27 protein-coding genes and 1 pseudogene are annotated in these 25,686 nt (G+C 71.2%); 19 read left to right on the top strand and 9 right to left on the bottom strand.

Going from position 1 to position 25,686, the window contains the following annotated elements; translation table 11 throughout:
* Complete coding sequence (locus FHX80_RS03355) at window positions 1–414, bottom strand: VOC family protein (RefSeq protein WP_145762738.1); 414 nt, start codon at window positions 412–414, stop codon at window positions 1–3.
* Window positions 415–936: 522 nt separating this feature from the next.
* Here FHX80_RS03355 and FHX80_RS03350 point away from each other — a divergent pair.
* The 3 genes from FHX80_RS03350 to FHX80_RS03340 all read left to right on the top strand — a co-directional run bounded on the left by FHX80_RS03350 (window position 937) and on the right by FHX80_RS03340 (window position 4,040).
* On the top strand, window positions 937–2,535 hold the full coding sequence (locus tag FHX80_RS03350) for an ABC-F family ATP-binding cassette domain-containing protein (protein ID WP_145762737.1): 1,599 nt from the start codon (window positions 937–939) through the stop codon (window positions 2,533–2,535).
* A gap of 339 nt (window positions 2,536–2,874) precedes the next feature.
* On the top strand, window positions 2,875–3,096 hold the full coding sequence (locus FHX80_RS03345) for a helix-turn-helix domain-containing protein (protein WP_018518904.1): 222 nt from the start codon (window positions 2,875–2,877) through the stop codon (window positions 3,094–3,096).
* Between the two features lie 152 nt (window positions 3,097–3,248).
* Window positions 3,249–4,040: an enoyl-CoA hydratase/isomerase family protein gene (locus tag FHX80_RS03340; RefSeq protein WP_145762735.1), complete on the top strand. Its 792-nt coding sequence runs from the start codon at window positions 3,249–3,251 to the stop codon at window positions 4,038–4,040.
* Between the two features lie 153 nt (window positions 4,041–4,193).
* Here the strand turns inward: FHX80_RS03340 and FHX80_RS03330 are convergent, their stop codons facing one another.
* Window positions 4,194–4,982 (bottom strand): hypothetical protein, encoded by a 789-nt coding sequence (locus tag FHX80_RS03330; RefSeq protein WP_167523353.1) that lies wholly within the window; start codon window positions 4,980–4,982, stop codon window positions 4,194–4,196.
* 162 nt (window positions 4,983–5,144) lie between these two features.
* Here FHX80_RS03330 and FHX80_RS03325 point away from each other — a divergent pair, with 162 nt between their 5' ends.
* The 6 genes and pseudogenes from FHX80_RS03325 to FHX80_RS36685 form a co-directional block, all read left to right on the top strand.
* Window positions 5,145–5,636 (top strand): Asp23/Gls24 family envelope stress response protein, encoded by a 492-nt coding sequence (locus FHX80_RS03325; protein ID WP_145762734.1) that lies wholly within the window; start codon window positions 5,145–5,147, stop codon window positions 5,634–5,636.
* Between the two features lie 32 nt (window positions 5,637–5,668).
* The gene (locus FHX80_RS03320) at window positions 5,669–5,860 is read left to right on the top strand and encodes a hypothetical protein (protein WP_145762733.1); all 192 of its coding nucleotides are present in this window, start codon (window positions 5,669–5,671) and stop codon (window positions 5,858–5,860) included.
* 5 nt (window positions 5,861–5,865) lie between these two features.
* Window positions 5,866–6,219, top strand: a complete 354-nt coding sequence (locus FHX80_RS03315) for an Asp23/Gls24 family envelope stress response protein (RefSeq protein ID WP_208764571.1) — start codon at window positions 5,866–5,868, stop codon at window positions 6,217–6,219.
* Window positions 6,216–6,902, top strand: coding sequence for a DUF6286 domain-containing protein (locus FHX80_RS03310; RefSeq protein ID WP_145762731.1), 687 nt, complete (start codon window positions 6,216–6,218; stop codon window positions 6,900–6,902). The genes FHX80_RS03315 and FHX80_RS03310 overlap by 4 nt, the downstream gene beginning before the upstream one ends.
* Entirely contained in the window at window positions 6,899–7,486 is a 588-nt protein-coding gene (gene amaP, locus FHX80_RS03305; protein WP_145762730.1) for an alkaline shock response membrane anchor protein AmaP, read from the top strand. The genes FHX80_RS03310 and amaP overlap by 4 nt, the downstream gene beginning before the upstream one ends.
* Before the next feature lie 15 nt (window positions 7,487–7,501).
* Window positions 7,502–7,555: pseudogene (locus FHX80_RS36685) on the top strand (hypothetical protein); the annotation flags it as partial.
* 75 nt (window positions 7,556–7,630) lie between these two features.
* On the opposite strand, the gene FHX80_RS03295 reads toward FHX80_RS36685, so the two are convergent.
* From FHX80_RS03295 to FHX80_RS03270, 6 genes are all read right to left on the bottom strand, one after another.
* On the bottom strand, window positions 7,631–8,386 hold the full coding sequence (locus tag FHX80_RS03295; protein WP_145762729.1) for an SDR family oxidoreductase: 756 nt from the start codon (window positions 8,384–8,386) through the stop codon (window positions 7,631–7,633).
* 4 nt (window positions 8,387–8,390) lie between these two features.
* Window positions 8,391–10,202, bottom strand: coding sequence for a glycoside hydrolase family 15 protein (locus FHX80_RS03290; RefSeq protein WP_145762728.1), 1,812 nt, complete (start codon window positions 10,200–10,202; stop codon window positions 8,391–8,393).
* Between the two features lie 94 nt (window positions 10,203–10,296).
* Window positions 10,297–11,112, bottom strand: a complete 816-nt coding sequence (locus FHX80_RS03285; protein WP_145767044.1) for an SURF1 family cytochrome oxidase biogenesis protein — start codon at window positions 11,110–11,112, stop codon at window positions 10,297–10,299.
* 72 nt (window positions 11,113–11,184) lie between these two features.
* On the bottom strand, window positions 11,185–11,418 hold the full coding sequence (locus FHX80_RS03280; RefSeq protein WP_078852816.1) for a hypothetical protein: 234 nt from the start codon (window positions 11,416–11,418) through the stop codon (window positions 11,185–11,187).
* Between the two features lie 63 nt (window positions 11,419–11,481).
* Window positions 11,482–12,486: a DEDDh family exonuclease gene (locus tag FHX80_RS03275; RefSeq protein ID WP_145762727.1), complete on the bottom strand. Its 1,005-nt coding sequence runs from the start codon at window positions 12,484–12,486 to the stop codon at window positions 11,482–11,484.
* A gap of 40 nt (window positions 12,487–12,526) precedes the next feature.
* On the bottom strand, window positions 12,527–13,183 hold the full coding sequence (locus FHX80_RS03270) for a TetR/AcrR family transcriptional regulator (RefSeq protein ID WP_145762726.1): 657 nt from the start codon (window positions 13,181–13,183) through the stop codon (window positions 12,527–12,529).
* Between the two features lie 127 nt (window positions 13,184–13,310).
* Here FHX80_RS03270 and FHX80_RS03265 point away from each other — a divergent pair, with 127 nt between their 5' ends.
* The 8 genes from FHX80_RS03265 to FHX80_RS03225 all read left to right on the top strand — a co-directional run bounded on the left by FHX80_RS03265 (window position 13,311) and on the right by FHX80_RS03225 (window position 21,687).
* Window positions 13,311–14,111 carry an acetoacetate decarboxylase family protein gene (locus FHX80_RS03265; protein ID WP_145762725.1) on the top strand — a complete coding sequence of 267 codons (801 nt, stop codon included), beginning with the start codon at window positions 13,311–13,313 and terminating at the stop codon, window positions 14,109–14,111.
* Window positions 14,108–14,992 carry an SDR family NAD(P)-dependent oxidoreductase gene (locus tag FHX80_RS03260; RefSeq protein ID WP_145762724.1) on the top strand — a complete coding sequence of 295 codons (885 nt, stop codon included), beginning with the start codon at window positions 14,108–14,110 and terminating at the stop codon, window positions 14,990–14,992. The genes FHX80_RS03265 and FHX80_RS03260 overlap by 4 nt, the downstream gene beginning before the upstream one ends.
* Before the next feature lie 10 nt (window positions 14,993–15,002).
* Window positions 15,003–16,283: an amidohydrolase family protein gene (locus tag FHX80_RS03255; protein ID WP_145762723.1), complete on the top strand. Its 1,281-nt coding sequence runs from the start codon at window positions 15,003–15,005 to the stop codon at window positions 16,281–16,283.
* A 101-nt stretch (window positions 16,284–16,384) separates the two neighbouring features.
* Complete coding sequence (locus tag FHX80_RS03250; protein WP_244318519.1) at window positions 16,385–17,590, top strand: amidohydrolase family protein; 1,206 nt, start codon at window positions 16,385–16,387, stop codon at window positions 17,588–17,590.
* A gap of 25 nt (window positions 17,591–17,615) precedes the next feature.
* On the top strand, window positions 17,616–18,329 hold the full coding sequence (locus tag FHX80_RS03245; protein WP_145762721.1) for a VIT1/CCC1 transporter family protein: 714 nt from the start codon (window positions 17,616–17,618) through the stop codon (window positions 18,327–18,329).
* Between the two features lie 719 nt (window positions 18,330–19,048).
* Window positions 19,049–19,936 carry a sterol desaturase family protein gene (locus tag FHX80_RS03235; protein WP_145762720.1) on the top strand — a complete coding sequence of 296 codons (888 nt, stop codon included), beginning with the start codon at window positions 19,049–19,051 and terminating at the stop codon, window positions 19,934–19,936.
* Window positions 19,933–20,622, top strand: a complete 690-nt coding sequence (locus tag FHX80_RS03230) for a lysoplasmalogenase (protein ID WP_145762719.1) — start codon at window positions 19,933–19,935, stop codon at window positions 20,620–20,622. The genes FHX80_RS03235 and FHX80_RS03230 overlap by 4 nt, the downstream gene beginning before the upstream one ends.
* 21 nt (window positions 20,623–20,643) lie before the next feature.
* Complete coding sequence (locus tag FHX80_RS03225) at window positions 20,644–21,687, top strand: zinc-dependent alcohol dehydrogenase family protein (RefSeq protein ID WP_145762718.1); 1,044 nt, start codon at window positions 20,644–20,646, stop codon at window positions 21,685–21,687.
* A gap of 127 nt (window positions 21,688–21,814) precedes the next feature.
* Here FHX80_RS03225 and FHX80_RS03220 read toward each other — a convergent pair whose 3' ends face one another.
* A complete protein-coding gene (locus tag FHX80_RS03220) occupies window positions 21,815–23,347 on the bottom strand; it encodes a S8 family peptidase (protein WP_145762717.1) in 1,533 nt (510 codons plus the stop codon).
* 290 nt (window positions 23,348–23,637) lie between these two features.
* On the opposite strand from FHX80_RS03220, the gene FHX80_RS03215 reads away from it, so the two are divergent.
* Window positions 23,638–24,003, top strand: a complete 366-nt coding sequence (locus FHX80_RS03215) for a DUF485 domain-containing protein (RefSeq protein ID WP_145762716.1) — start codon at window positions 23,638–23,640, stop codon at window positions 24,001–24,003.
* A complete protein-coding gene (locus FHX80_RS03210; protein ID WP_145762715.1) occupies window positions 24,000–25,637 on the top strand; it encodes a solute symporter family protein in 1,638 nt (545 codons plus the stop codon). The genes FHX80_RS03215 and FHX80_RS03210 overlap by 4 nt, the downstream gene beginning before the upstream one ends.
* Window positions 25,638–25,686 lie beyond the last annotated feature (49 nt).

Raw genomic sequence — 25,686 nt, 5'->3', positions numbered from 1 at the left:
TCAGCCGGCCGACCCCGGGGCGTACGTCCCGAAACTCCACACATTGCCCTCCGCGTCCCGCGCCATGTAGTCCCGCGAGCCGTAGTCCTGGTCGGTGGGCGGCATCAGGATCTCCACCCCGTGCTCCACCGCCCGCGCATGGTGCGCGTCGACCTCGTCGACCACCACATAGACGCCGACCGGCCCGGACCCCCGCATCGCCTGGGCGAAAATCCCCTCGCGGCCCTTGGAACCCAGCATCACCCTGCCGTTCCCGCAGGACAGCTCGGCATGCAGCACGGCGCCGTTCTCGCCCTCGTACACCGCTTCCTCGGTGAAGCCGAGGCCCTCCGTCAGCGTTTTGATCGCCGCCTTCGCGTCGTCGTAGAGAACCGTCGGATAAATCGACGGAACGCCTGCCGCTGCGCCTGCCATCGCGCTCACTCCTTCTCGTGTCGCTCAGGGTCCCGCCCCCGACGCGTATGTGATCCGCGTCTCAGTCTTGCACCGGGTACTGACAACGCCCTGTCCAACGCCGGTGCGCAGGCGGTTCCCGCAGGTCGGCGGAGGGTGTCGCGGGACTCCGGGGTGACCCGGCCCTGGAACGTCTCCTGGATCCGGCCGTCCCCGGCCGGCGCGGCGTCGTCGTCGAACCGCGTGGCGCCACCCGCTGCCCCGCTCGCGGCAGCGGCACGGCCTCGGGAGTCGCCGGGCCGGCCGGGTAACCACGGGCCGACGGTTGGACGGTTCGCACCGCACTGCCCCTCCTCCTCACCGGGTGGAACGGATCAGGGGCGCTGGGCGAGGTTCCGGCAACCGCGGTGGGAGCAGGCGGAGAAGTGGTTGGACACCGCCAGTAGAATGGTCCTCATGGCAATTCTCCTTGTGCATTAGACGGCGTCGAGTGACCTCCGTCCGTCGTTCCTCCGCCGTCCATACCGCCCTGGAGTTTTCCCCGTGATCACCGCTTCCGGCATCGAGCTGCGCGCCGGCGCCCGCATGCTCATCGAATCCGCTTCCTTCCGCATCGCCAAGGGCGACCGCATCGGCCTCGTCGGCCGCAACGGAGCGGGCAAGACCACCCTCACCAAGTGCCTCGCGGGCGAGGGCACCCCCGCAGCCGGTGCCATCACCCGCTCCGGCGAGGTCGGCTACCTCCCGCAGGACCCGCGCACCGGCGACCTCGACGTGCTCGCCCGCGACCGCATCCTCTCGGCCCGCGGCCTCGACGAGATCCTCCGCAAGATGCGCGAGAACGAGGAGCGGATGGCGAACGGCAAGGGCGCCACCCGTGAGAAGGCGATGAAGAAGTACGAGCGCCTGGAGACAGAGTTCCTCACCAAGGGCGGATACGCCGCCGAGGCCGAGGCCGCCACCATCGCCGCGGCCCTCAGCCTGCCCGACCGGGTGCTCGCCCAGCCGCTCCACACGCTCTCCGGTGGTCAGCGCCGCCGTGTCGAACTGGCCAGGATCCTCTTCTCGGACGCCGACACCCTGCTCCTCGACGAGCCCACCAACCACCTCGACGCCGACTCGATCGTCTGGCTGCGCGACTACCTCAAGAGCTACCGCGGCGGCTTCATCGTGATCTCCCACGATGTCGAGCTCGTCGAGACCGTCGTCAACAAGGTCTTCTACCTCGACGCCAACCGGTCGCAGATCGACGTCTACAACATGGGCTGGAAGCTCTACCAGCAGCAGCGCGAGGCCGACGAGAAGCGCCGCAAGCGCGAGCGCCAGAACGCCGAGAAGAAGGCCGCGACCCTCAACGCCCAGGCCGACAAGATGCGCGCCAAGGCCACCAAGACCGTGGCCGCGCAGAACATGGCCAAGCGCGCCGACCGGCTGCTCTCCGGCCTGGACGCCGTACGGGTCTCCGACAAGGTCGCCAAGCTGCGCTTCCCGGACCCCTCGCCCTGCGGCAAGACCCCGCTGATGGCGGAGGGCCTCTCCAAGTCCTACGGGTCGCTGGAGATCTTCACCGACGTCGACCTCGCCATCGACAAGGGCTCCCGGGTCGTCATCCTCGGCCTCAACGGTGCGGGCAAGACCACGCTGCTCCGGCTCCTCGGCGGCGCGGAGAAGCCCGACACGGGCGACATCATCGAGGGCCACGGACTCAAGCTCGGCTACTACGCCCAGGAGCACGAGACCCTCGACCCGAACCGCACCGTCCTGGAGAACATGCGCTCCGCGGCGCCCGACCTCGACCTCGTCGCGGTCCGCAAGACGCTCGGCTCGTTCCTCTTCTCCGGCGACGACGTGGACAAGCCCGCCGGGGTGCTCTCCGGCGGCGAGAAGACCCGGCTCGCCCTGGCGACGCTGGTGGTCTCCTCCGCCAATGTGCTCCTGCTCGACGAGCCCACCAACAACCTCGACCCGGCCAGCCGCGAGGAGATCCTCGGCGCGCTGCGTACGTACAAGGGCGCGGTCGTCCTCGTCACGCACGACGAGGGCGCGGTCGAGGCGCTCCAGCCCGAGCGCATCATCCTGCTGCCGGACGGCGTCGAGGACCTGTGGGGTGCGGACTACCGGGACCTGGTCTCGCTGGCCTGACCCGGCCCGGCACCGGCTGATCCACTCCTGCTGGATCATTCGGCCTACGCGTGATCCATCATCTGCGTGAGTACGTCTCGTACCTCGGCGCGGCGCCCGGCAGATACCTGCCGGGTGCACCCATAGGTGGCCGCGATCCCTGTGTGGCCCTGACCTGGACGTTCTTTCGGAGCGGTCCCCCACGGGACTCCACAGCCACATGGAATGCGGGACTCCGGGCGGCCCGGCGCACTCCTGGGGCGCGAAACCGGTTGCACTGACCTTGCCGAATGGGTGGCCAGGAAGCTCTGGAGGGGTGATCATGAGAGTCCAGAGCGCACTTCCCACGAGGAGGCACGGGTGGCCGAGACTCTGAAGAAGGGCAGCCGGGTAACCGGCGCCGCGCGCGACAAGCTCGCGGCAGACCTGAAGAAGAAGTACGACTCCGGTGCGAGCATCCGGGCGTTGGCCGAGGAAACCGGCCGCTCCTATGGGTTCGTCCACCGGATGCTCAGCGAGTCCGGAGTGACGCTGCGAGGACGTGGCGGAGCGACACGAGGCAAGAAGGCTGCGACGGCCTGACAGTCGTCGGCGCATCGGGGCAGATTCTAGGACCTGCTCCGGGGCTCACCGGTTTCGGCGGTGGCCACCCGGTCGATCGTGCGGTCGATCGGGTGGTTACTGTTCAGTCACTTAGCTTCATGTGCTGACTGCACCCGATCCGGAGGCGCTCCATGACCTCGCTCGACTCCGTGCTCGACAAGGACGGCGTACGACTCACCGTCGATGACGCGATTGCCACGGTGACCCTCACCAACCCGGCCAAGCGCAACGCTCAGTCCCCCGCTCTGTGGCGGGCGTTGACAGAGGCCGGACGGGCACTGCCCGGCAGTGTGCGGGTCGTCGTTCTGCGGGGCGAAGGCATGTCCTTCTCCGCGGGTCTCGACCGGCAGGCGTTCACCCCGGAGGGGTTCGACGGTGAGCCGTCGTTCCTCGACATGGGGCGTGGCCCGGAGGCCGAGCTCGACGCGGTCATCGCCGAGTACCAGGAGGCGTTCACCTGGTGGCGACGCAACGACATCGTGTCGATCGCGGCCGTCCAGGGACATGCCATCGGTGCGGGCTTCCAACTCGCTCTCGCCTGCGATCTGCGGATTGTCGCCGAGGACGTGCAGTTCGCCATGCGCGAGACCAGCCTCGGTCTGGTGCCCGACCTCACCGGCACGCACCCCCTGGTGCACCTGGTGGGGTACGCCCGCGCGCTCGAAATCTGCGCCACCGGCCGCTTCGTGCACTCCGCCGAGGCCGAGCGCACCGGCCTGGCCAACCTCGTGGTGCCCGCCGAGGAGCTCGACGGAGCCGCCCGCGACCTGGCCGGCGCCCTGCTGGCCGCCCCGCGCGACGCCCTCGTCGAGACCAAGGCCCTGCTGAGCGGGGCCGTCTCCCGTACGTACGAGGAGCAGCGCACCGCCGAACGGGCCGCGCAGGGCCGCCGGCTGCGCGACCTCGCGGGCATGTTCGACTGATACGTCACCCGGCCGGGGGCACACCCGCCTCCGGCCCTGCACCGCGCCCGGCGGTCTTCGCGCCGCGCCCGGCTTCGCGCCGCGCCCGGCGGTCTTCGCGCCGCGTTCAGGTCCACGGGGCGCGTTCGGGTCCACGGGGCGCCCGGCCCGGCGTTACGCGGTCCCCGGCGTCCCCGGCGTCCCCGGCGTCCCCGGCGTCCCCGGCGTCCCCGGCGTCCCCGGCATCCCCGGTGCCCCCGGCGGCGCCGATTCCCCCGTCACCGCCGTGACCAGCACCGAGACCGGCGGATGCCCGTCCACCGCTTTCGTCACCGCCGCCCGCACCGCGCGTGCCACGTCGAGCGCGCGGTGGTCGCCGTCCGTCGCCAGCTCGACCCGTACGTGATCCGCGCCCGTGTGCACCGCCGCGCCCAGCACCCGGGTCAGCGTCGCGACACCGGACACCGCGGCGGCCGCGCGGCCCGCCGCGCCCTCGGGCTTCGCCGCGCGCACCGCGGACGGCGCCGGCTCCGCCCGCTCCGGCACGGTGTCCAGCAACTCCGTCACCTGGAGGTCCACCTCGGCGACCACCAGGCCGAGCCGCCGCGAGGCCGCCGCGAGCAGCGCCGAGCGCAGCGTCGCCGCGGCGGCGGGCAGCGGCTGGTCGGCCGTCGCCGCCATGGTCGCCTCGATCCGCAGCGGGCCGGGCGGCAGCGCACTCGGGGGTGACGGCACCTGTGGATCGGGGGCCGTCACCGGATCGGACACCGCGATCCTCATCTCCCCGAGCACCGGACCCGCCCCCGGGGCACGTACCGCGCGGCGCAGCACCGCGACCGCGGCCCGTTCCGAGATCCAGGCACCGTCCGCCGGGCCGCCCAGCGGGACCAGCCGTCCGAGGCCGAGCCGTTGCCGCACCGCGGCAGTCCATCCGTCGGCCCTGTGCGGGCTGTCAGCCGTCATCGTCCCAGCCTGCCGCATCCATGGCGTGAGACGGGGCAAACGCACTTACGACCCGACCCATGATTGTCGGCGCGTCGCCGCTCCTGCTCCCACTGCCGATCGCGGGTGAGGTCGTTAACGTGGGCGATGAAGCTCAACCCTGCCCCGAAGGGAAGAACGGCGATGACCGACAATCCACAGTGGAACCGGCCCGAGAACCCCGACAAGGACGCGGCGGGTGGCGACAGGAGCACGCCACTGACCAAGCGCGGCGGGGGAGACCCCGCCACCCGCGGCCGTACGACGATCGCGGACGGTGTGGTCGAGAAGATCGCTGGAATGGCGGCACGCGACGTGGTCGGCGTGCACGCGATGGGCAGCGGCCTCTCCCGTACCTTCGGCGCGGTGCGCGACCGGGTGCCCGGAGGCGGCAGGTCCGTCACCCGTGGCGTGAAGGCCGAGGTCGGCGAGTCGCAGACCGCCCTCGACCTGGAGATCGTCGTGGACTACGGCGTGTCGATCGCCGATGTCGCCCGTGACGTACGGGAGAACGTCGTCGCGGCGGTCGAGCGGATGACTGGCCTCGAAGTCGTCGAGGTCAACATCGCGGTGAGCGATGTGAAACTGCCCGACGAGGAAGACGACGACGAACAGACCGAGCCACGTCTCCAGTAGTCCTCCCGCCCGAGGTAGTTGAGGAGCGCACGATGAGTATGGCTGTGGTCGGCATGGTGGCAGGCATGGCACTCGGATTCGCCGGATACTTCGGTGGGTTCGGTGCCTTCCTGCTGGTGGCCGCGTTGGGGGCGATCGGCTTCGTCGTCGGTCGCTTCGTCGACGGTGACCTTGAGCCCGGCGACTTCTTCCGGAGTCGCGATCGCGGCGACCGACGGCGGTGACGGCCGTGTCGGGGGTGAGCGGACGGGTCGCCGCCGCGGAGCGCGGGGCGACCCGGATCGCCGACCGGGTGGTCGCGAAGATCGCCGCACAGGCGGCGAAGGAGGCCATCGACGAGCCGGCGAAGGAAGGTGCGTCGCCACGCGCCACGGTCACGGTGCACCGTGACACCGCCCGGGTACGGGTGAGCCTGGAGCTCGGGTATCCCAGCGACATCGGCCGGCAGTGCGGCGCGGTGCGTCGCCGGGTCGTGATGCGGGTAAAGGCGTTGGCGGGGATGGAGGTGCCCGAAGTGGCCGTACAGGTCGAGCGCCTGCACCCCTCAGGAGCGAGCCTCGCGGCGCAGGGGAGGATCCGATGACCGAGCCCCAGAACCCGGAACACGGTACGCAGCGGCTGCCCACGGTCCAGCCGGTGGAGCACGGGGACGTGCTCGAACTCGACCAGTCCGCCTCGTCCGCCGCCTACGACCCGGTGCCCGCCAAGGAGCGGGGCGGGGGCGGCGCCGGCCGCTTCTGGTCCACGCGCCGCATCCCGGCGGGCATCCTGGCCCTGGTGGTCCTCGGCGGCGCCGGACTGTTCCTGTACGACGTGGCGGCGGTCCGCGCCGGGCATCCGGCGATGCAGTGGCGCCGCTCGCTGGCCGACGAGCTCGCCCGGCGGCCGCTGAACGACGTCTGGGTACTGACCGGTGCGGCGGTCGCGACGGTGATCGGCCTGTGGCTGATCGTCCTCGCACTCACGCCCGGACTCCGTGATCTGCTGCCGATGCGCCGCGACCGCCCGGATGTTCGGGCCGCGCTCGACCGGACGGCGGCCGCGATGGTCCTGCGCGACCGCGCCGTCGAGGTGTCCGGCGTGCAGTCGGTCCGGGTCCGGATGGGCCGGAGCAAGGTGGGGGTGCGGGCCGTCTCGCACTTCCGTGAACTCGACGACGTACGGGCCGATCTGGACACCGTGCTCTCCACGGGCATCGGGGAACTCGGCCTGGCCAGGCCGCCGAGCCTGTCCGTCCATGTCCGCCGTCCGGCGAAGAAGGGGTGAGCGGCGTGCTCAGGACCGTCAACCGGGTACTGCTTGGCCTCGCCGGGCTGGTGCTGGTCTGCGTGGGCGGCGGGGTGACGGCCGCCGCGCTCAGGCTCTCCGTACCGTCCTGGTGGCCGTGGTCCGGCAAGAACGACGTACTGCTCAGCGAGGCCGACCGGGACCGCTGGCGCTCGGACGGCTGGTGGTGGCCGACGGTGATCGCGGTCCTCGCCGTCCTCGTCGTGCTCGCGCTGTGGTGGCTGCTGGCCCAGCTGCGCCGGGCCCGCCTCGCCGAGGTGCTGGTGGACAGCGGGGACGGCGAGGGCGCGCTGCTGCGCGGCCGGGCGCTGGAGGGCGTGCTCGCCGCGGAGTCGGGCGCCCTGGACGGGGTGGCCCGCGCCCAGGTCGTACTGACCGGCAGGCGCAGCACGCCACAGGCCAGGATCCGGCTGCTGATGGAGCCGCACGCGGCGCCGGAGGAAGCGCTGGGACGGCTGACCGACGAGGCGCTGGCCCATGCCAAGGACTCCGCCGGGCTGGCGCGGCTGCCCGCCGAGGTGCGGCTGAGGGCGGTCAAGCACCGCGCGGAGCGGGTGAGCTGACACGACGGTGCGGGTGAGGTGACGGGTGGCGCGGGTGAGCTGACGGGCGGAGCGGGCGAACTGACGGACGGTGCGGACACGCCGGGCGGGCCGGAACCCTCCGGCCCGCCCGGCGCCGTTCATCCGCCGCTTCCGCCGGACGGCTCAGAAGCCGTGCCGGTAGCCGCCGTCGACCGGCACCATGATGCCGGTCAGATACGAGGCGGCGGGCGAGAGCAGGAAGGCCGCCGTCCGGCCGAACTCCTCCGGCCTGCCGTAGCGGCGCAGCGGGATGCGCGCCTCGTTGGCCGTGCGCGCGGCCTCCGCGTCGCCCGAGAGCGCGTCCAGTTCACGTACCCGGTCCGTGTCGATCCGGGCCGGCAGCACGCCCACCACCCGGATGCCCCGCGGGCCGAGCTCGTTGGCCAGTGACTTGGCGAACCCGGCCAGGCCGGGGCGCAGACCGTTGGAAATGGTCAGTCCGGCGATCGGCTCGTGGACGGAACCGGAGAGCACGAAGCCGATGACACCGCCCTCACCCAGCACCGCCGCGGACGCTCGGGCAAGACGTACCGCGCCCAGGAAGACCGACTCGAAGGCCGACTGCCACTGCTCGTCGGTGTTGTCCGCGAGGAAGCCGGGCGCCGGACCGCCGACGCTGATGAGGATGCCGTCGAGCCGGCCGAACCGCTCGTGCGCGGTATCCACCAGTTGCTGCGCCGAGGCCGGGTCGGCGTTGTCGGCGGCGAGCCCGACGGCGTCCGGCCCCAGTTCGGCGGCGGCCGCCTCGGCACGCTTCTCGTCCCGGCCGGTGACGATCACCTTCGCGCCGTCGGCGGCCAGTGCGCGCGCGGCGGCGTTGCCCAGCCCCCGGGTCGCGCCGGTGACGATGTACACACGGTCCTTCAGTCCAAGATCCATGGCCCTATCCTGCCGCCTCGCCCGGTGCCGTGCTCTCGCGGCACTCTGCCTCGGCCAGCGCGACGGCCGTTCCCACCAGCCCGATGTGGCTGAAGGCCTGCGGGAAGTTGCCGAGCTGGCGCATGGCGACCGTGTCGTACTCCTCGGCGAGCAGCCCCACGTCGTTGCGGAGCGCCAGCAGCCGCTCGAACAGTTCGGTGGCCTCCTCGGCGCGCCCGGTCATCCGCAACGCGTCCGCCAGCCAGAACGAACAGGCCAGGAACGCGCCCTCACCGCCGGGCAGCCCGTCGATCGAGGCGCCGTCGGTGCTGTAGCGGCTGACCAGCCCGTCACTGCCCAGCTCGTCCCGGACCGCGTTCACCGTCCCCACGAAGCGCGGGTCGTCCGGCGGCAGGAACCCGGTATGGGCGATCAGGAGCGTCGCGGCGTCCAGGTCCCGTGACCCGTACGACTGGGTGAAGGTGTTGCGCACCGGGTCGTACCCCTTCTCGCACACCTCCCGGTGCACGGCGTCCCGCATCGCCCGCCAGCGGTCCGCGTCACCGGTCAGTGACGGGTTCTCCTCCAGGCTGCGCACGGCGCGGTCGGCCGCCACCCAGGCCATCACCTTGGAGTGCACGAAGTGGCGGCGCTGGCCGCGGATCTCCCACAGCCCCTCGTCCGGCTCGCGCCAGGTGGACTCCAGGAAGCCGAGCAGGCTGAGCTGGAGGTTCCAGGCGTGCGGTTTTTCGCCCAGGCCCGCCTCGTGGGCCAGCCGGAGCGAGTCGATGACCTCCCCGTACACATCGAGCTGACGCTGGCGGACCGCGGCGTTGCCGATCCGGACCGGGGCGGAGTTCTCGTAACCGCGCAGCCACGTCAGCTCCACCTCGGGCAGTCTGCGCTCGCCCGCGAGCCCGTACATGATCTGCAGATCGGCCGGGTCCCCGGCGACGGCGCGCAGCAGCCAGTCCCGCCAGGCGCCGGCCTCCTCCAGATATCCGGCCGAGATCAGCGCGCCGAGGGTGAGCGTGGAGTCCCGCAGCCAGCAGAAGCGGTAGTCCCAGTTCCGTACGCCGCCGACCTCCTCGGGCAGCGAGGTGGTCGGGGCCGCCACGATGCCGCCCGTCGGGCCGAAGGTGAGCGCCTTCAGGGTGATCAGCGAACGGACCACGGCCTCCCGGTAGGGCCCCCGGTACTTGCAGCGGGCGGACCACTCGGCCCAGTCGGACAGCGTGCTCTTCAGCGCCTCGTACGGGTCGACGAGATCGGGCCGGGGCGAGTGCGAGGGGTGCCAGGTCAGGACGAACGCCACCTGTTCCCCGGCGGAGACGCTGAACGAGGAGCAGGTGGAGAACTGCTGGCCCCAGGTCTTGACCGGCGGCTCGCTGCGCAGCCACGCGGAGTCCGGCCCCGCGACCGCCACTCGGTGGCCCTGCGAGCGTCTCATCCAGGGCACGACCGAGCCGAAGTCGAAGCGCAGCCGGATCACGGAGGTCATGTCGACGGTGCCGCTGACACCCTCGATGATCCGCATCACATCGGGTACCTTGTCGCGCTGCGGCATGAAGTCGATGACCTTGACCGTGCCGGTGCGGGTCTCCCAGAACGTCTCCAGGACGAGGGATTCGCCCGCGTAGGCGCGCCGGGTGCAGTTGTCCACGCCCTTCGGCGCGATGCGCCAGTGGCCGTTGTCCTCGTCTCCGAGCAGGGCGGCGAAGCAGGCGCCCGAGTCGAAGCGGGGAAGACACAGCCAGTCGACAGAACCGTTTTTTCCGACCAGGGCGGCTGTCTGGAGATCGCCGATGAGGGCGTAGTCCTCGATACGTGGGGTCACGTTCTGGCGTGTTCCCGAACCTGGCCCCCGCTAAGCAGCCGTTGTCATACGTGAGGCCGGAGTCACCCCGGCGGGCGACGGCGCCGACACGCCGTCAGGCCTTCGCGGGCTCGGGCGTTCCGGGCTCGGCCGGGGCGGCCTGCGCGTCGGCGGCCGCGGCCGCTGCCGCCACCAGGTCGCGCTTCTCGCGGCGGGCCAGCACCACATAACCGACCGGAACACCGGCGGCGAACAGCCACCACTGCACGGCGTACGCCATGTGCGGGCCGATGGAGCTGTCGTCGGGAGCCTCGATCAGCTCGGGGGTGTCGCCGGACGGTACGGGCCCGGTCTGCTCCAGGTAGCCGCCGAGGACCGGCCGGGAGAGCAGCTTGGACTGCTCGGCGCTGTTGATCAGCATCACCTGGCGGTCCGGCAGGTCCGAGAGGTCCTTGATGCCGCTGCTGCCCGTCGTCTCGTCGGCCTTGAGCCGCCCGGTGACGGTCACTTCGCCCTTCGGCGCGGCCGGTACGTCGGGGAAGGCGCGCTGGTCGTCGGCGGTGGGGATCCAGCCACGGTTGATCATCACCGTGCCGCCGCCCCTGAGGTCGAACGGGACCAGTACGTGGAAGCCGATGCTGCCGTCGGTGGAGGTCCTGCGGCGCACCACGACCTGGTGCTTCTCGTCGTACGTTCCGGTGGCCTTCACCGCACGCCAGTAGTCGGAGCGCGGGACGGTGTGGCCGGGGGAGGTGAGCGCGGCGACCGGAACCGGCTTCGCCTTGAGGTTGTGCGAGATCAGGGAGTTCTGCGCGACCTTGTGCTCATGCCGGTGCAGCTGCCAGAAGCCCAGCTCGACCATCGTGGGAATCATGACGAGGGCAAGGAGGGCGAGGATCAGCCACTGCCGGGTCAACAGGAAGCGGTACACCCCATGACGGTACAACTGCGTCATGGGGTGCCTCGCGCAGGGGGTGGGGGAAGCGGGGCGGCGCCCCGGTGCTCAGACTTTGTCGATGATCCCCACCTTCCCCTCCGCGCGGGCGCAGTGACCCCCGCAGAACCAGTGCCCGTCCACCTCGACACCCTGGCCGATGACCTGGACCCGGCAGTGCTCACAGATCGGCGCCATCCGGTGAATGGCGCAGGAGAAGCAGTCGAAGACATGCACCGCGCCCTGCGCGTGCACTTCGAAGGACATCCCGTAGTCGTTTCCGCATACCTCGCAACGTGCCATGCGCCACAGGGTGGGACGCGAGGCGGCGGCGGGCGAGCGGCGGGCGGGCGAGTCGCCCCCGGTTCACTCCGATGACGGCGCCGGCGACGAGCCCTTCGATGACGCGGCCACATCCCGCAGGAGATGGGTGAACGCGCTCTCCTCCAGGATCGGGGTGCCGAACGACTTGGCCTTCAGCGTCTTCGACGTCGCCGCGTCCGGGTCATTGGTCACGAGCAGACTGGTCAGCCGGGAGACGCTGGTCGCCACATGCAGCCCGGCCTCCACCGCCCGGTCCTCCAGCAGCTCACGGTCGATCGAGGTGTCCCCGGAGAACGCCACCCGCATGCCCTGCATCAGAGGCTTGTCCTTCTCGTACCGCCCCGGGTTCGGATACGGGCAGGACGGACGCTTGCGCGAGGGACGCCAGCTGGTCCGGGCACCGTACGAGGCCTGGTAGCCGACCCGCGGGGTGACGGGGGAGTCCGACCACTCGGTCAGCGGCCGGCACTCCAGCAGCGGCAGCCGCAGCCCGCCGTCCGCCGCCGCGTGCAGACTCGGGCGGAACGCCTCGGCCAGCACCCGGGCATCGTCCAGCGCGTGGTGCGCGCGCTGCTGCACGACCCCGAAGTGCGCGGCCAGTGACTCCAGCTTGTGGTTGGGCAGCGGCAGCCGCAGCTCCTTGGAGAGCGCGATGGTGCACAGCCGCTGCTGGACCGGGGCGATCACCGAGGCCCGCGCGTACTCCCGGGCGAGCATCGACCAGTCGAAGGCGGCGTTGTGCGCGACCAGGACGCGGTCGGCGAGCCGCTCGGAGAGCTGGGCGGCGACCTCGGGGAAGAGCGGGGCGCCTTCGAGTACGTCACTGGTCAGCCCGTGGATCCAGACGGGGCCGGGGTCCCGCTCCGGGTTGACCAGGGTGTACCAGTGGTCCTCGACGTTGCCCTGCGCGTCCAGGCGGTAGACGGCGGCGGAGATTATCCGGTCGTCCCGTGCGAGTCCGGTGGTCTCCACGTCGACGACCGCGTACCCCTGCGGGTAGGCGGTCGGCCACGGTGCTGCGGTCTGACGGTCGTCGAGCATGGTCACAGAGAATACGGGCCGCGACCGACAGTCCCCTATTCGGCCGTCACCCCCGGTCCCCGCCGGTGGACCGTCCCTCCTTCGACGAGCCTGCCAGCAGCCCGTCCACCAGGGCCCGTACGGAGGTGGCGAACAGCCGGTCCGGGTCGGCGGGCCGGGTCAGCGCGCGGGCCAGTGCCGGATCGCCGCCCGCCGTCGACGCGCTCCACAGATCGCCCTCGGCCGGTGACTGGACGGGGGACCGCTCCCGGTTGCGCTCCACCAGCAGGAAGCCGACGGTGTGGAACTGCACCGCCCGGACCGCGCCCGCCGCCCGCGCGCCGCGGAGCCCGGCGGCGTGCACCTCATGGACGAGCGCCTGCTGCGCCGGCAGGAACATCCGTTCCGTCAGCCCCCGTTCGTGGACCATCGCGATGAGATGCGGGCGGGCGCGCAGCTCACGGCGCAGCCCGCGGGCCACGGAGACGATCCGGGCTGCCGGGGCCCGGCCGGTGGGGCGCAGGGTGCCCATCTCCTGGACGGTGCGCTCGACGAGGGCGTCCAGCAGCGACTCGCGGTTGCCGACGTGCCAGTAGATCGAGGTGACGGCGGTGCCCAGTTCGGTGGCCAGGCTGCGCATGGTGAGGCTCTGCGGACCGTGCTGCCGCACCAGTCCGGCGGCGGTCACGAGGACCTCCTCACGGGTCAGCGCCGATCGCGCCACATCTCCTCCTGGCTCCGCAACTCCGTTACACGCATGCCTATTTACCCTTCATCGTCTCCGGTGTAACTGTGTTACAGAACCCGGCACGGAGAACCGGGAAGCGGACAACCGAGAAGGGTGGCACCGCATGGCACGTGTACGGTACGGCGCGCGCACCGAGGCCGAGATCGCGGCATCCCGCGAGGCCCGCTCCAGGCTCCCCGACATCTGGTCGACCGGCGTCACCGCCCTCTGGGAGAGCGACCCCGACGCGGTGGCGGCCGTCCTGCCGCCGCCCCTGAAACCCTCCGGGCGCCCGCTCGTCCGGGCCAGTATCAGCAAGGTCGACCTCCCGGGCTATCCGCTCGGCGCGGGCTCCGTCGCCGTCGCCGCCGTCCACGACGGGCACGAGGGCTGGTATCCGCTGGTCATGCCGATGACCCACGAACGGGCGCTGACCGGCGGCCGCGAGGTGTTCGGCGAACCGAAGAAGCTCGGCGAGGTGAGCGTCGAACGCGACGGCCTTGTCGTCCGGGCCCGGCTTGTCCGCCACGGCATCGCCTTCGTCGAGATCCGCGGCGCGGTCGGCGAACCGCTCCCGCTGCCCGAACCGGTCACCAAGCTCGACTTCTACTTCAAGTTCCTGCCCGCCGTGGACGGCGAGGGCTTCGACTCCGGACCCGTACTGATCCACTGCACCCGGAACGAGAAGTTCCGCAGACTGGAGCGGATCACCGGCGACGTGGTGCTGCGCGAGTCCATGTACGACCCGGTCGCCGACCTCCCCGTCCGCAGGCTGATCGAACTCACCATCGGCGAGAAGACCAGCGACCAGCAGGGCAGGGCCGTGGAGCGGGTCAGCGCCGACGCGCTGCTGCCGTACGTCCACCAGCGCTACGACGATCCGCAGCAGATCCACGACGGCCCGCCCGAAGGGAGCGTCCGATGAGGCTGGAGGAGGGCCGGACCGCCGTCGTCACCGGGGCCGCGAGCGGAATCGGTCTCGCGATGGCACGCCGATTCGCGGCCGAGGGGCTGAACGTCGTGCTCGCCGATGTGGAGGAGGGCGCGCTCGACCGGGCCGCCGGTGAACTCCGCGCGGACGGGGCACGGGTGCTGGCCAGGGTCGTCGACGTCAGCGAACGCGACTCCGTACAGGCGCTCGCCGAAGCCGCGTACGACACCTTCGGTGCCGTGCACGTGCTGTGCAACAACGCCGGGGTCGGATCGGGCGCCGAGGGCCGGATGTGGGAGCACGAACCGAACGACTGGAAGTGGGCCTTCGCGGTCAACGTGTGGGGTGTCTTCCACGGCATCCAGGCCTTCGTGCCGCGCATGCTCGCGGACGGCGCCCCCGGCCATGTCGTCAACACCTCCTCCGGCGACGGCGGGATCGCCCCGCTGCCCACCGCCTCCGTGTACGCGGTCACCAAGTCCGCCGTCGTCACCATGACCGAATCGCTGTACGCGCACCTGCGGGCGGAGAACGCGGCGATCGGCGCCTCGGTCCTCTTCCCCGGCCCGCACATGCTGCGCACCGGACTGTGGGAGTCCCACCGCAACCGCCCCGAGCGCTACGCCAAGGAGCGCCCGCGCCGGACCCCGTACCGCAGCCTCGGCCAGTGGGAGAGCGCGATGAAGTCGGCGGGCCACGAGGTGGAGTTCACCCCCGTGGAGGACGTCGCCGCGACCGTCGTGGACGGCATCCGCGCCGACCGTTTCTGGATGCTGCCGGACAGCGAGCACAGCGACCGGCAGATCCGCGCCAGGTCGCAGTCGATGCTCGACCGGTCCAACCCGTCGTACCTGGAGAGCTTCATACTCGACTGAGGAGTGAGCGATGACTGATGACGACCCGTACCTGATCATCTCCTCCGACTGTCATGCCGGACTGCCCACCGAGGAGTACCGGCCCTACCTCGACCGCCGCTTGCACCGGGAGTTCGACGACTTCCTCGCCGGCCGCGACCGCCGCCGCGAGGAGATGACCCGCCTCGGCGTCCGCAACGAGGCCTTCGCCGACACCTGGTTCCAGGACAACGAGGAAGGCCTCAGGGGCGGCTGGGACTCCGCCCAGCGGCTCAGGGAACTCGACGGCGACGGCGTGGCGGCCGAGGTCGTCTTCCCCGACGCGGACGCCGTCGACAGCCGCACCGCGGCCCCCTTCGGCGTCGGTCTCGGCCTCTCCGGCGACCAGGACCCGGAGCTGGGCATGGCCGGCGCGCAGGCCCACAACCGCTGGCTCGCCGACTTCGTCTCGCAGCACCCCGAACGCCACTGCGGGGTCGCCCTGCTGCCCGTCACCGGCGAGACCGGACGGGTCGTCGCCGAGATCCACCGGGCGAAGGAGTCCGGCCTCGGTGCCCTGATGATCCCCTCCATGTGGGTGGACAAGGCCCCGTACCACGACCGCCGCTACGACTCCGTCTGGGCGGCCGCCGCGGAGACCGGCATGCCGATCGTCACCCACTCCGGGGCGGCGCCGCGGCACGAGTACGGCGACCACCTCGGCATCTACGTCTCCGAGGTCACCTGGTGGCCGTCCCGCCCGCTCTGGTTCCTCCTCTGGTCCGGCGCCTTCGAACGCCACCCCGGGCTGAAGTTCGGCGTCGCCGAGTCCGGCTGCTGGTGGCTGCCGAACCTGCTCTGGTTCATGGACCGCCTCTACCTCGGCGCCCACGGTGGCAAGAAACTCTCCCCGTTCGCCGAACTGAAGCGCCCGCCGCACGAGTACCTCGACCGCCAGGTGTTCGTCTGCGCCACCAACACCAAGCGCCGCGAGCTCGCCCAGCGGTACGAGATCGGCGTGGACAACATCCTCTGGGGCAGCGACTTCCCGCACCCCGAGGGCACCTGGCCGAACACCGCGAACTGGCTGCGCACCACCTTCCACGACATCCCCGTCACCGAGACCCGCCGGATGCTGGGCCTGGCCGCCGCCGAGGTCTTCGGCTTCGACACGGACAAGCTCGCCCCGCTCGCCGCCCGCATCGGCCCGACCCCCGCCGACCTGGGCCAGAGCGCCGACCAGACGGCGGTCGAGGCCTCCTGGGCACGCTCGCGCGAGGTCGGCAGGCACTGGCTGACCGACCACGACTTCCCGGTCCTGGGGGCGTCATGACGGATCCCGAGGGCGCTGTGACAGACCCCGAGAGCGTCTCGGCGGGTCCTGGAGGCGGCCCGGCGGGTCCCGGGGGCGGCCCGGCGGACCGCTACACCGTCATCTCCGCCGACTGCCACGCCGGCGCCGACCTCCTCGACTACAAGCCGTACCTGGAGTCGGAGCACCACGACGACTTCGACGCCTGGGCGGCCACGTACGTCAATCCGTACGAGGACCTGGTGGCCGACACCGCCGACCGCAACTGGAACTCGGCCCGCCGGCTCGCCGACCTGGAGGCGGACGGCATCGTCGCCGAGGTCGTCTTCCCCAACACCATCCCGCCCTTCTTCCCCTCCGCCTCCCTGATGGCCCCCGCACCCTCCCGCGCGGAGTACGAACAGCGTTGGGCCGGGCTGCGGGCCCACAACCGCTGGCTCGCCGACTTCTGCGCGGCCGCGCCCGGCCGGCGTGCGGGCGTCGCGCAGATCCTCCTCAACGACCCGGCCGAGGCGGCCCGCGAGGTCCGCCGCACCAAGGAGGCCGGACTCACCGGCGGCATCCTGCTGCCGGGCGCCCCACCGGGCTCCGGCGTACCGGAGCTGTACTCCCCGGCGTACGACCCGCTCTGGGCGGTCTGCGCGGAACTGGACGTACCGGTCAACCACCACGGCGGCTCCGCCTCCCCGCCGCTGGGCGACGAACCCGCGGCCCGCGCCGTCTTCATGGTGGAGACCACCTGGTTCTCGCACCGGGCGTTGTGGCACCTGATCTTCGGCGGCGCGTTCCGCCGCCACCCCGGTCTGAGGCTCGTCCTCACCGAACAGGGCTCCGGCTGGATCCCGGGCATCATGGAGATGCTCGACTACTACCACGGCCGGCTCGTCGCATCGGCCGCCCGGGCGGCCACGGCGGAGTCCAAGTTCGGTGCGGGGCTGGCCGGTTCGATGGGCGCGAGCCCCAGCGCGGTGTGGCGCGACAACTGCTACGTGGGCGCCAGTTTCATGCGCCCGCACGAGGTCCCGCTGCGCGACCGGATCGGCCTCGACAAGATCATGTGGGGCAGCGACTACCCGCACGACGAGGGCACCGCCCCGTACTCACGAGAAGGCCTGCGGATCGCGTACGCCGGGCTGCCGCCCGCCGAGATCGCGGCCATGACCGGCGGCAACGCCGCCCGCGTCTACGGATTCGACCTGGCGGGGCTGGACCGTGTCGCCGCCGTCGTCGGCCCGACGGTCGAGGAGATCGCCGAACCCCTGAAGGAGGTTCCCGCGGGCGCGACCAGCCCCGCGTTCGCGCCGGGCGGGTCGGTACGCGTCTGGTGACACCACGAGGTGAGACCATCCCCGGATGAGCGATCCCCAGGCGCACCACGAACCGCACAGCAACGGCATGGGCGCACGGCTGAACTGGCTGCGTGCCGCCGTGCTCGGGGCCAACGACGGTGTGGTCTCCACCGCCGGTCTCGTCGTCGGTGTCGCCGGGGCCACCGACGACCGCGGCACCCTGCTGACGGCCGGCCTGGCCGGACTGCTGGCCGGGTCCATGTCGATGGCCGCGGGGGAGTACGTGTCGGTCTCCACCCAGCGCGACTCGGAGAAGGCCGCCCTCGCCACGGAGAAGCGCGAGCTCACGGAGATGCCGGAGGCGGAACTCGCCGAGCTCACCGGACTGCTGGAGGGCAAGGGACTGAGCCACGAGGTGGCCCGCGAGGCCGCCGTCCAGCTCACCGAACGCGACGCGCTGCGCGCCCACGCGGAGGTCGAGCTGGGCATCGACCCGGACGACCTGACGAACCCCTGGCACGCGGCCGGCGCCAGCTTCCTCGCGTTCACCGTGGGCGCGCTGCTGCCGCTGCTGGCGATCGTGCTGCCCCCGCAGTCGCTGCGGCTGCTCGTGACCGTACTGTCGGTGCTCGCGGCGCTGGCCCTGACGGGCTGGTGGAGCGCCCGGCTGGGCGACGCGGCGGTGGTACCGGCGCTGCTGCGGAACATGGGCGGTGGAGCGCTCGCGATGGCCGTGACGTATGCGGCGGGGGAGTTGCTGGGGGCGGCGGGGGTTTAGGAGCGGTGGACGGTGCGCTCGGGCGGGAAGAGCTCGGTGCCGGTGGCCCGGGTGCCGTACGCGAGGGCGATGGTCAGGTCGGTCAGGCCGCGCAACGGTGTCAGGTCGGCGAAACCGGAGTACGACTCGAGTACGAGCGAGGTGAGCCCGGGCAGGTCGCGCAGCGGCGCCAGACCGTGCGGTATCCGGCACTGGAACAGGCAGAGCGTGCGCAGTCCGGCCGTCCGCTCCGAGAGCCCCGCCGGGGGCGCCGACAGCTCGACGGCCAGCCGCTCCGGATTCAGGTTCAGCGCGAACAGCCGGTCCGCCGTCAGCGCGCCCGCCGCCGCGAAGGTGTCCTTGACCCCCGTCCACGGCGGCCAGCCGCTCGTGCTCCGGGAGTCCGGCGTACGACTCCGCCAGTCGGCCGCCGAGCACCTTCGCCAGCCGGTCCGGCTTCGCCGGGCGGGGGAGCGGGCGCACCGGGTCCGGGATCAGCCCCGCGCAGGGCTTCGGCGTGACCAGCGACCTCGCCACCGTGCCGAGCACCGTCGTCGCGAGCCGGACCAGCGCAACTTCAAGACCCTGCACCGCAGTTCCTCCCCCTGTCGGACCATGGTGGAGGGATCGTGCGACGGCCGTGCTGTCAGAAGTCACCAAGAATTGCTGACAACGCGTCTCGCATACTTGTTGGTAACAACGTCTGGCCCCGGGCCGACCTGCGGCTCTACGGTGCTGGCATGCCGACGAACCTGCCCGATGTAGTGCTCTGGTCCATACCGGCCTTCGTCCTGCTCACCGTTCTGGAAATGGCGCTCCACCGCTTCCACCCCGATGAGGAGGCCGCCGGGTACGAGGCCAAGGACGCCGCCACCAGCATCACCATGGGGCTGGGCAGCCTGGCCTTCGACCTGCTGTGGAAGGTGCCCATCGTCGCCGTCTACACCGCGGTGTACGAGCTGACGCCGCTCCGCGTGCCCGTCCTGTGGTGGACCGTCCCGCTGATGCTGCTGGGGCAGGACTTCCTCTACTACTGGTCGCACCGCGGCCACCACGTCATCCGGATCCTCTGGGCCTGCCACGTGGTCCACCACTCCAGCCGGAAGTTCAACCTCTCCACCGCGCTGCGCCAGCCCTGGACCTCGCTGACCGTCTGGCCGTTCTACCTCCCGCTGATCGCCTGCGGTGTCCACCCGGCGGCGCTCGCCTTCTGCTCCTCGGCCAACCTCGTCTACCAGTTCTGGGTGCACACCGAGCGGATCGACAAGCTGCCCCGGCCCTTCGAGTACGTACTGAACACGCCCTCGCACCACCGGGTGCACCACGCCTCCCAGGGCGGCTACCTCGACCGGAACTTCGGCGGCATCCTGATCGTGTGGGACCGGTGGTTCGGCTCCTTCACGGCGGAGACGCAGCGGCCCGTGTTCGGGCTCACCAAGAACATCGACACGTTCAACCCGCTACGGGTCGCCACCCACGAGTACGCCGCCATCGCCCGTGACGTACGCGCGGCGGGCAGCTGGGGCGAGCGCGCCGGGCGGGTCTTCCGGGGGCCCGGCTGGCAGCCGTCCGGGGCATCGGCGCACGGCGTCACCGCCCCCGCCCCCGCGCGGGGGAGCTCCGGATGAGCGCCGGCCCGTTCGCGGACCGGCGGGAGCGTTTCGTACGCCCCCTGCTCATCGCCTTCCTCACCGTCTGCGCCGTCGACCTCCTCGGGGTCCTCACCGGCACCGGCCTCGCCCACCTCCTCGCCAAACCACTGCTGATGCCGCTGCTGGCCGGGTACGCCGCCGCCCGGCGAGGGCCCCGCCCGCTGATCGCCGCGCTGCTCTGCGGCTGGGTCGGCGACACGTTCCTGCTGGCCGACAACGACACCGCCTTCCTCATCGGGATGGGCGGCTTCGCGGCCGGGCACGTCTGCTACCTCCGGCTCTTCGGACGAGCCCGCGGCGCCCTGCTGCCCGGAATCCTGTATGCGGCCGTACTGGCCGCCTTCCTCGCCCTGATCTGGGGCGGGCTGCCGGCCGGCCTGCGGATCCCGCTGGCGGGGTACAGCCTGCTGCTCACCGCCATGGCATACCGGTCCGGCGTCCTCGGCCGGTACGCCGCCGCGGGCGGTGCGCTCTTCCTTCTCTCCGACGGGCTGATCGCCACCGGCATCGCAGGATGGCCGCAGCTGCCCGCACCTGACTTCTGGGTCATGCTCACCTATGTGGCGGCGCAGCTCCTGCTGACCGTCGGAGCGCTCGCACCGGGTACGAGATGGCCCGGCGTGAACCCCTGGGCGTACCGTGGGCGGGGTATCAGCATCTGAGATCAGCAAGGACCCCCACGCATGCGCGCCACCGTCATCCACGCCCCTCACGACATCCGCGTGCAGGAGGTGCCGGACCCGGCGATCCAGCAGCCCACCGATGTGGTTCTGCGGGTTCTGCGGGCCTGTATCTGCGGCAGCGATCTGTGGGCCTACCGCGGTGAGTCCGCCCGGCAGCCCGGCCAGCGCATCGGCCACGAGTTCCTCGGGATCGTCGAGGAGGCGGGCTCCGGGGTCAACGGCTTCGCCGTCGGCGACCTCGTCGTCGCCCCCTTCGTCTGGTCCGACGGCACCTGCGCCTACTGCGCCGAGGGCCTGACCACCTCCTGCCCCCAGGGCGGCTTCTGGGGCTCGGTCGGCTCCGACGGCGGCCAGGGCGAGGCCGTACGCGTCCCGTTCGCCGACGGCACCCTGGTCAAGCTCCCCGCCGCCGCGGCCTCCGACGACCGCCTGCTCGCCGCGCTGCTGGCCCTCTCCGACGTCCTCGGCACCGGCCACCACGCGGCCGTCGGCGCCGGTGTGAAGCCCGGCAGCACGGTCGCCGTCGTCGGTGACGGTGCCGTCGGGCTGTGCGGTGTCATGGCCGCCAAGCGGCTGGGCGCCGAGCGGATCATCGCGCTCGGCCGTCACCAGGCGCGCACCGACATCGCCCGCACCTTCGGCGCCACGGACGTCGTCGCCGAACGGGGCGAGGCCGCCGTCGCCGCCGTACGGGAACTGCTCGGCGGCGAGGGCGCACACGCGGTGATCGAGGCAGTCGGCACCGAGCAGTCGATGCGCACGGCCGTGGAGATCACCCGCGACGGCGGCTCGATCGGCTACGTCGGCGTACCGCACGGCAGCGGCACCGGACTGGACCTCGGCGTCATGTTCGACCGCAACATCGCCCTGCGCGGCGGGGTCGCCCCCGTACGCAGCTACATTCCGGAACTGCTCCCCGACGTGCTGTCCGGCACCATCGACCCGTCGCCCGTCTTCGACCTGACCATCGGCCTCGACGAGGTCCCGGTCGGCTACAAGGCGATGGACGGGCGCACGGCGCTGAAGGTCCTCATCAAGCCGTGAACCGGGAGGACCGCGACCGCCCCCGTCGGGCCGCGCGCCGAGCGGGGCCGGTCGCGACCGGCCGGCCCGGGCCTCCCGGCCCGGCCGGTACGGGGGCCGGTGGACTCCGGCCCCCGTACCGGACCCGCTACCTGCGGACCGCGTCCAGGGCGTCCACCACACCGGCTCCGTAGAAGCCGTTGCGGTTCTTGCCGCCCTCGCAGACCGCGTCGATGGTGCCGTCACCATTGATGTCGTACGGGGCGCCGCACGCGGTGGCGTCGGCCTCCGCCGTCAGCAGCGCCTTCACCGCGGCCGCCGACGCGTGCGGGTGCGTCGACTTGATCAGGGCGACCACTCCCGCGACATGCGGGGAGGCCATCGACGTACCGGCCATGTAGCCGTACTCGCCGCCCGGCAGCGTGGACAGGATCCGACCGTTCGTCGCGGGCGGCGCGGGAGTCTGGTAGACCGTCGAGTCGCCGCCCGGGGCGGCCACGTCGATGACGCCGTTCCCGTAGTTCGAGTACGAGGCCTTCAGCCCCTTCGCACCCGTCGCCGAGACCGTCACGACACCCGGCAGCATCGTCGGGATGTCGAAGCACTTCTTCGGGTCGATCGTCCGGGTGACCGGGTTCGTGTCGTTCGGGCTGGACGAGTCCGTGATCGTGCGAGCCGCCAGGTCCTGGGCCGAGTTGCCCGCGGCGGCGACATTGACCGTGCCCTTGCCCTCGGCGTACCGGGTGGCCCGGGCGACGGCCTCGACCAGTGCGCCCTGGTCCGGGTCGTCCTTGCAGTTGAACAGCCAAGGGTCGGTGTAATAGCTGTTGTTGGTGACATCGACACCGTGGTCGGCCGCCCAGACGAAGCCGCAGACGACGGACTCGGTGTAGAAGAACCCGTCCGGGTTCGCCACCTTGATACCGGCGACCTTCACGCCCGGAGCGACGCCCGTCACCCCGATGCCGTTCTTCGCGGCGGCTATGGTGCCCGCGACATGCGTGCCGTGCGGGCTCTCACCGCTGTTCGGACGCCAGGAGCCGAGCGTGGTGTCCGGTGCGCCGGACACACAGTTCGCCGAGGCGCCCCGGTCGAAGTTCGCGGCGAGGTCCGGGTGGGTGTCGTCGACACCCGTGTCGATGACCGCGACCGTGACCTTCCGGCTGCCCAGCGACTTCTGGTGCGCCTTGTCCGCCTTGATGGCGGGCATGTCCCACTGCAGGGGCTCCATCGGGTCCTGGTCCGCCGTCGCCCGCGCCGCGGCGCTCCGCTCCTGCTGCGCGGTGAGCGGCTGCGGGAGGCCGATGTCCGTGGTGGCCTGCGGGACGATCGGGTTGGTGCGGGTGGCGCCCGCCGAGTCCACACCCTTGACCCTGCGTATGGACTGTGCGAAGTCCGGGTTCTGCGAGTGGACGACGAGGACACCGATCCGGTCGTAGGCGATCACCACCGTGCCGCCGGCCTGTTCCACCGCCTTGCGCACCTGCTTGACGGTGCCTTGACCGCCCCGTGTGTTCACCACGTACGACAGCTTCGGTCCGTCCGTCGCCGCAGCCGCTGGCCGGCCGTGCACCGGAGACGCGGTCGCGGCACCCGTCGGCAGGAAGCCGAGCGAGACGGTGAGGGCCAATCCGACAGGCAGCGCCATCGCGCGTGTCCGTCTGGATCCCAGATGAGCCATGGGGTCTCCACTTCATCCGTGTCAGTCGACCGGACACGGGCGTGCCCAGTCGCGTACATGACGAGTGAAGCTATCGCTGATGATCCCGGCTCATCAATGAGTTCACGAGAACCCGTTTCCGCCGGAGCGTCCGAAGGGGTGACCCGGAGAAGGGCCGAACAGCGGTGAACCGCTTTGCCGCGCGACGCGTGCCGTTGTCAGGGGAGGCGCACCAACACCCCCCAGTATCGAGATATGCAGTGAAATCCACCGTCCCCATCACTACCGCACCCGCGTCGCGAGGAGATTCCGTGGCTACCGATGCACCGCCACCCGAGGGCAGTACGGAACCAGGGCCGGCCCAGCCCACGACTGAGGCCTTCATCGCGGAGCAGGAGAGCGCGGAATTCGGCGAACTGCGCCATTCGTACCGCTCGTTCGCCTTCCCGCTGACCGTCGGCTTCATCCTCTGGTACCTGCTGTACGTGCTGCTGTCCAACTACGCCGGCGGCTTCATGGGCACCAAGGTGTACAGCAACTTCAACGTGGCCTTCGTCTTCGGCCTCGCCCAGTTCCTCACCACCTTCCTCATCGCCTGGTTCTACTCGCGGCACGCCTCGGCGAAGCTCGACCCGAAGGGCGAGGCCATCAAGTCCCGTATGGAGGCCGACGCATGAGCGCCGCGTATCACTCCCACACCGCCGTGCTCGCCGCCTCCTCCACCGCCGAGCACCGGCCGCTGATCATCACGCTCTTCGCGGTCTTCGTCGCGGCGACCCTCGGGATCACCGTCTGGGCCGGCCGGCAGACCAAGAGCGCCTCCGACTTCTACGCCGGCGGCCGTCAGTTCACCGCCTTCCAGAACGGGCTCGCGGTCTCCGGCGACTACATGTCCGCCGCCTCGTTCCTCGGTATCGCCGGAGCCATCGCCCTCTTCGGATACGACGGCTTCCTCTACTCGATCGGCTTCCTCGTCGCCTGGCTGGTGGCCCTGCTGCTGGTGGCCGAACCGCTCCGCAACTCGGGCCGTTACACCATGGGCGACGTCCTCGCCTACCGGATGCGGCAGCGCCCCGTACGCACCGCGGCGGGCGTCTCCACCATCGTCGTCTCGATCTTCTACCTGCTGGCGCAGATGGCCGGCGCGGGTGTGCTGGTCTCCCTGCTCCTCGGCATCACCAGCGACGCCGGGAAGATCCTCATCGTTGCGCTGGTCGGCGTCCTGATGATCGTGTACGTCACCATCGGCGGCATGAAGGGCACCACTTGGGTGCAGATGGTCAAGGCCGTGCTGCTCATCGCGGGCGCCATTCTGATGACCTTCATGGTGCTCTGGAAGTTCAACTTCAACGTCTCCGACCTGCTGGGCACCGCCGCGGAGAAGAGCGGCCACGGCGCGTCGTTCCTGGAGCCCGGACTCAAGTACGGCGCCACCGGCACCTCGAAGCTGGACTTCCTCTCCCTCGGTATCGCCCTGGTGCTGGGCACCGCGGGCCTGCCGCACATCCTGATCCGCTTCTACACGGTGCCGACCGCCAAGGCCGCCCGTAAGTCCGTCAACTGGGCCATCGGCATCATCGGCGCCTTCTACCTGATGACGATCGCCCTCGGATTCGGCGCCGCCGCCCTCATCGGCCCGAAGGAGATCATCGCGAAGAACCCGGCGGGCAACGCGGCGGCACCGCAACTCGCCGAGTACCTCGGCGGGGTCGGCACGACCGGCGGCGCCATCATGCTCGCCGTCATCTCCGCCGTCGCCTTCGCCACCATCCTCGCCGTCGTCGCGGGCCTCACCCTCGCGTCCTCGTCCTCCTTCGCCCACGACATCTACGCCAATGTCATCCGCAAGGGGAAGGCCAGCGAGAAGGAGGAGATGCGGGCCGCCCGCTGGGCCACCGTCTTCATCGGCGCGGCAGCGATCCTGCTGGGCGCCTTCGCCCGCGACATGAACGTCGCCGGTCTGGTGGCGCTCGCCTTCGCCGTCGCCGCCTCGGCGAACCTGCCGACGCTCCTCTACAGCCTCTTCTGGAAGCGGTTCACCACCCAGGGCGCGCTGTGGTCGATCTACGGCGGTCTGGCCAGCTCGGTGATCCTCGTGCTGTTCTCGCCGGTCGTCTCCGGCAACGCGAAGACCTCGATGTTCAAGGGCGTCGACTTCGCCTGGTTCCCGCTGGAGAACCCCGGCCTGATCTCCATTCCGCTGGGCTTCCTGCTCGGCTGGATCGGCTCCCTCCTGTCGAAGGAGGAGCCGGACAAGGGCAAGTACGCCGAGCTGGAAGTCAAGTCCCTCACCGGCATCGGCGCCCACTGAGACCAGGAGTTTCAGCCAGGAGCCGGCTTCTCGCACCGCTCCCTCCCGC

Origin of the sequence: Streptomyces brevispora, from assembly GCF_007829885.1 — a bacterium.
Lineage (GTDB): Bacteria > Actinomycetota > Actinomycetes > Streptomycetales > Streptomycetaceae > Streptomyces > Streptomyces brevispora.
Note: the sequence above shows the minus strand (reverse complement) of the source record. Positions and strands in the feature narration are given on the sequence as shown.